This window comes from Sphingobium terrigena (assembly GCF_003591655.1).
GTDB classification, from domain to species: domain Bacteria; phylum Pseudomonadota; class Alphaproteobacteria; order Sphingomonadales; family Sphingomonadaceae; genus Sphingobium; species Sphingobium terrigena.
This window is the reverse complement of record NZ_QVRA01000061.1, coordinates 1-5,341: the sequence shown is the minus strand read 5'-3', so window position 1 is coordinate 5,341 and position 5,341 is coordinate 1. Positions and strand designations below refer to the sequence as shown.

The 5,341-nt window shown below is 64.1% G+C and carries 3 protein-coding genes; 1 reads left to right on the top strand and 2 read right to left on the bottom strand.

Features of this window, described 5'->3' with window-relative positions; all coding sequences use genetic code 11:
* Positions 1 to 282: 282 nt before the first annotated feature.
* Both D0Z70_RS24080 and D0Z70_RS24075 read right to left on the bottom strand, forming a co-directional pair.
* A complete protein-coding gene (locus tag D0Z70_RS24080) occupies positions 283 to 1,644 on the bottom strand; it encodes a DUF7986 domain-containing protein (protein WP_007683476.1) in 1,362 nt (453 codons plus the stop codon).
* Positions 1,641 to 2,279: a recombinase family protein gene (locus D0Z70_RS24075; RefSeq protein WP_059153301.1), complete on the bottom strand. Its 639-nt coding sequence runs from the start codon at positions 2,277 to 2,279 to the stop codon at positions 1,641 to 1,643. Before D0Z70_RS24075 ends, D0Z70_RS24080 begins: the two co-directional genes overlap by 4 nt.
* An 82-nt stretch (positions 2,280 to 2,361) precedes the next feature.
* Between D0Z70_RS24075 and D0Z70_RS24070 the strand changes: the two genes are divergently transcribed.
* Entirely contained in the window at positions 2,362 to 5,313 is a 2,952-nt protein-coding gene (locus tag D0Z70_RS24070; protein WP_239019125.1) for a Tn3 family transposase, read from the top strand.
* The last annotated feature ends 28 nt before the right edge of the window (positions 5,314 to 5,341 follow it).

Sequence of the window (5,341 nt, the reverse complement as noted above, 5' to 3'; positions counted from 1 at the left end):
GGCCCCTGTGCATTATTCGGCCACAGATTCACGGTAGGCGAGCTTGAGGGACGTCGGCGCCAGCTTCTCTGCCAGGGATTGCGCTACGTAAGCCGTCGCGGCCACACAAAAAGGCCGGCACAACGGCCGGCCATAGTTTTAGGAGAGGATGCCTGAAAGGCATCCTCATGCTGCACCTGCGAGCAGCCGTGCGCAATACAAATCCGCAGGCACCGTTGGTGAAGGCGGCTCCAGTGTCTATCAGGCGGCCAGCATGTCCTTCATCGTTGCGGGGTCAAGCCGTCACCGGCGCAGTTCTTCGATCCCGAGTTCCTGCCATATCCACCCGAAGTCGTACGTCGCCATCGGATCATCGATGTCAGCGTGTCTCCCACTGAGATTTTCGAGATGTTTTAGCCACGTGGCGAGTTGGTCGCGTCCGGCCTTGCTGCCGGCGCATTGTCGCGGCGTTTTGTCGCCGAGCATCGGGACAGGCTCATCGAGGAGTGTCCGGTATTGACGATCGAGCATGCCGTGGACAAGCGGGGTGGCGACCTCGACCGGGATGTCCGGTGCCGGCTCCGACACGGTTCGTCCTTCCTGACGCGCAGCCATCGCCTGTTCGATCGTCTCGATCTCGGTCAAAGGTGTTCCCACCAGGGCGCCGAGCGCCTGGGTGACGAGTGCAACGCCGCGTTCTGCACGTTCGGCCGAGGTGACGGAGAGGATCAGAGCGCGGCCCTTGAGTTCCAGATTCCCAAGCACCGGCGTGCCGTCTTCCATTGACACACCCCACGCCATCTGGCCGGTGCCTTTCTTGCCCTGTTTTGTTCTGGTGCCGAGCCAGTTCCAGAAATGTGACGTTTCCCGCTGCAGGGCGGGCACGGTATCGAGGCGGTCGCCGATGAGTGCCTGCGTCGTCCCCCGCGTGAACGGAAAACGGACACGGTGGAAAACAACCTCCTCGCCATCGGCGTTATGCAGCGTGGGGATGGCGACAGGCTCGAGCATCCTGGGCAAGATGTCGAACAGCCAGACCATCGAGATGAGCGGCGCCAGGTCGCGCAGTTGATCATCGTCGATCACTAGTTTCGCGCGCGGGCCGCGCTTGCCCTGTCCCAGGCGCAATGCCTCGAGAAGGGCGCTGGTGGCTTCCGCTGTAAAGGACAGCAGGCCGCCTGCCAGGATCCTATGCCCGCTCACCGGAATGATGCGCACGCCGATCCGATCCCACGGGCCCAGCGTCCTGGACGCGGTGCGCTCGCGGACCTGGACGGGATCACCGCCCCGGATCAGATCTCGCGCGAGGAAGCCGACGCCGGGCTCGATCGCGCTGACTTCATAGACGCTCATGACGGAGGTCTTCAGCGCGCGCATGTAGAGCTTGTTGGGGCCGGCCTCGTTCCATCCGCGGCGCTTGAGATATTCGTCCACGATGTTGCGGCCATCGGGCTCGAAGACGCGGGTCACCAGGTCCTCGAACGCGCAGCCCCACAAGGTCATGGCCCAGTGATCCCCGATGATGCCGGGCAGTTCGTCGGAATCGATGTCGAACTGCGTGAGAACCGGCCCCAGATGATCGTCGAGCGCGTCATGCAGGTCGTCGGCCCACTCGGGCCGTGTCGCGAACTTCATCAGCCCGGTCAGGTCGTGGCCGCGTTTCATGCCGGTAGCTCCATAGTCTGTCGGTGCGCGGCGACGATGCGCGAAACGGTCGGCTCGCTGACATGATAGAGCCGCGCCATCTCGGCGCCGGATTTTCGTCCGGAGATGACGGACTCCGCGATCTCGCGCCGTTGCTTTTCGCCGAGTTTGCGCCGGCGTCCGCCGATCCGCCCTTCGGCGCGCGCCTGGGCGAGGCCGGCGGAGGTGCGCTCGCGGATCATGGCGCGCTCGAACTCGGCGAAGCTCCCGACCATCTGCATCATCATGCGACCTGCGGCCGTGGTGGTGTCAATCGCCTCGGTCAGCGAGCGGAAGCCCGCGCCCGCCGCCTCGATCCGCTCCATAATGTGCAGCAGATCCTTGAGGCTGCGCGATAGCCGGTCGAGTTTCCAGACGACGACGACGTCACTGTCGCGTAACTGGCCGATCATCTCCAGGAGCTTTGGCCGGTCCCAGCGCCCGCCACTGGCAATTTCCTCGAACACGCGCCTGCACCCAGCCGCGTCGAGGGCGCGGCGCTGGGCGGCGTTCGACTGCTCGTCACCCTTCGACACCCGCGCATAGCCGATCAGATAGGGTGCCCTGGTCAAATCCTGCCTTTCACAAACGGCCGTATCCGGAGGCGGAAACAGCATCACGCATTTCCGCAGCCTTGGGCCTTTCACAATCCTCTTTCACTAAGCCAGCAAAAGGCAAGAGGTTTTTGGAGGATGAAACATGCCCGCACGTATTCCGATGACCCAGCGGCAGCGCGCCGCGTTGCTTGCTTTGCCCGACAGCGAGGCGGCGGTGGTGCGACACCATGGCCTCGATGCCGAGGACCTTGCTGCAATCGGCACCGCGCGCACTCCGGCAACCCGGTTGAGCTACGCCCTGCAACTCTGTTGCCTGCGCTATCCGGGGCGGCATCTGCGCGCAGGCGAGCTGCTGCCTGCGATCATGCTCGACCATATCGCCGAACAGGTCGGGGTGGATGCAGGCGCCATCGCCGACTTCGCGCGGCGGGCGCCGACCCGCTACGATCAGCTTGCCGCCATCAAGGCGCGCTTCGGCTTCACCGATCTGAGCCGGCCGGCGCGCGGTATCATGATGACCTGGCTGGAAACCGAAGCCATGCCCATCGTGGACGGGCGTATTTTGCTCGATCGACTGCTCGACGAGCTGCGCACGCGGCGCATCGTCATCCCCGGCATCAGCGTAGTCGAGCGGATGGCGGCTGAGGCGATGCTGCGGGTGGAAACCGATCTGGTCGCTGCAATCCATGATAAACTCGATGCGGATATGCATCAGCGCCTCGATACGCTGGTCGATGAAAAGGTGCATGATCGACAGAGCCGCTTGTCGTGGCTGCGCGAACCAGAGCCCCGCGTCGCGTCAGCCTCGCTCGCCGAAATCCTCGAGAAGGTCGCGCTGATCCGCAGGACCGGCATTTCCTGTGTTCCGGTCGATCCCCTGCACGAGCCACGCATGACGCAGTTCGCCCGCGAAGGCGTGCGCTATACCGCCCAGGCCTTCCAACAGATGCGCGCCTCCCGCAGGCGGGTCATCCTGCTTGCTACACTGCGCGAGATGGAAGCCACGCTTACCGACGCGGCGATCGCCATGTTCGGCGCCTTGATGGGACGCGCTCACCTTCGTGCCCGCAAACGCCTGGAACAGGGAATCGCGATTTCGGGACGCGAAGGCCGTGACCGACTGATGCGCATCGCCACCGTGCTGGAAACAGTTAGCCGGGCAGCACGCACCGGTGAAGATATCGGCGCTGCCCTCAGGGATATCGTGCCTCTCGACATGCTCGATGCCGATGCCGCGATCATCCGTCGTACCGCGGCACCTCACAGGGACGATGTGTTGAGCGAGATCGCAGCCGAGTACCGGACCTTCAAACGAATAGGACCTCAATTCCTGCAAGCGCTCGATTTCCACGGCCGGGCCGGGACGGTGGCATTGCGCAATGCTATGACGATCCTGTCGGATCTTGATGGCGACTGGCGCAAGCCGCTCCCTGCCGACGTTCCGCTTGGTCATGTCGAGCGGCGCTGGCACCGCCATGTCGTGGTCGCCGGCAAGATCGACCGGACGCATTGGGAGATGGCCACCTACGGGGCGCTCGCCAATGCACTGGCATCGGGTGATATCTGGGTGCCGAGGTCACGGCTGCACAGGTCGCTGGACGTGCTGCTCGCGCCATCAAGTGGCGCAGCGCTGCAACCGGTGTTCTCGCTCGGTGATCCACACGCATGGCTCGATCAGCGCGCCGCGCAACTCGACAAAGCCTTGTGCGACGTCGCCCAGAATCTGGCCGGACGTGATGCTGCCCTGTTCGCTGGCGAGCGATTGCGCTTCCCCAAGGAACTGAAGGACGATGATGCCGGGCACGACGAAGGACGGCATCTGACGCTTGCCTGCTACGGTATGCTGCCTGCCACGCGTATCACCGACGTGCTGTCGCAGGTCGAACGATGGACCGGCTTCACCCAGCACTTCGGGCACGTCTCGACCGGGTTGCCGCCTGGCGATGAGCAGGCCTTCCTCGCCACTCTGATTGCCGAAGCGACCAATCTTGGGCTGTCGCGCATGGCCGAGGTATGCGGCGCAGGGTCACGCCGCGCGCTGCTGCGCATGCAGACATGGCACATGCGCGAGGAAACCTTTCGGGCGGCGCTCGCCTGTCTGACCGACGCCATCCACGCCGAGCCGATCGCCGCCTGGTTTGGGCAAGGACACCGGGCTTCCGCGGATGGCCAGGCCTTCTACCTGGGCGGGCCGGGCGAAGCCGGCGGAGCGGTCAACGCCCATTATGGTCGCGACCCAGTGGTCAAGATCTACACCACCATCACCGACCGCTACGCGCCGCTGCACCAGACGGTGATCGCCGGCACGGCAGGAGAAGCCATCCATGCGCTCGATGGGCTCCTCGGCCATGACAGCAACGCCGATCTGACCGCACTGCACGTCGATGGAGGCGGCGTTTCCGACATCGTGTTCGCAACGATGCATCTCCTCGGGCTCGATTTCGAGCCGCGCATTCCTCGCCTGTCCGACCGGCGCCTCTACGCATTCGAACCTTCGAAGCGCTATGGCAGGCTTGCGCCACTGTTCGGTCACAGGCTCAACCGGGATCTGATCGTCAGCCACTGGCCGGATATCGAACGCGTCATCGGCGCGATGCGTGATCGCACCGTTACGCCCTCGCTGATCCTCAAAAAGCTATCCGCCTACCGCCAGCAGAACAGCCTCGCCGCGGCGCTCCGCGAGGTAGGACGGATCGAGCGCACGCTGTTCACGTTGCGCTGGTTCGACGATCCGGCGCTACGCCGCACGGTCACCGCCGAGTTGAACAAGGGCGAGGCGCGCAACAGCCTGGCGCGAGCGGTCGCCTTCCATCGGCTCGGTCGCTTTCGCGACCGTGGCTTGGAGAACCAGCAAACCCGCGCGGCTGCCCTCAACCTCGTCACCGCAGCGATCATCCTGTTCAACTGTCGCTATCTTGGGCACGCCGTCGAAGAAATGCGCCGCCGCGGAAGCCAGATCGATCCGGCTATGCTGTCTCGGCTCTCACCATTGGGTTGGGATCGCATCAATCTCACCGGCGATTATGTCTGGTCCGATCACCTCGATCTCGACGCCAATGGCCTCATGCCGCTGCTCATCAAACCGCTACCGTGAATCTGTGTCCGCATAATGCACAGGGGCC

Bases quoted from the DNA above. Each gene is read 5' to 3' on its own strand.
- D0Z70_RS24080 (WP_007683476.1), bottom strand. From the start codon at position 1,644: ATGAAACGCGGCCACGACCTGACCGGGCTGATGAAGTTCGCGACACGG.
- D0Z70_RS24075 (WP_059153301.1), bottom strand. From the start codon at position 2,279: ATGCTGTTTCCGCCTCCGGATACGGCCGTTTGTGAAAGGCAGGATTTG.
- D0Z70_RS24070 (WP_239019125.1), top strand. From the start codon at position 2,362: ATGCCCGCACGTATTCCGATGACCCAGCGGCAGCGCGCCGCGTTGCTT.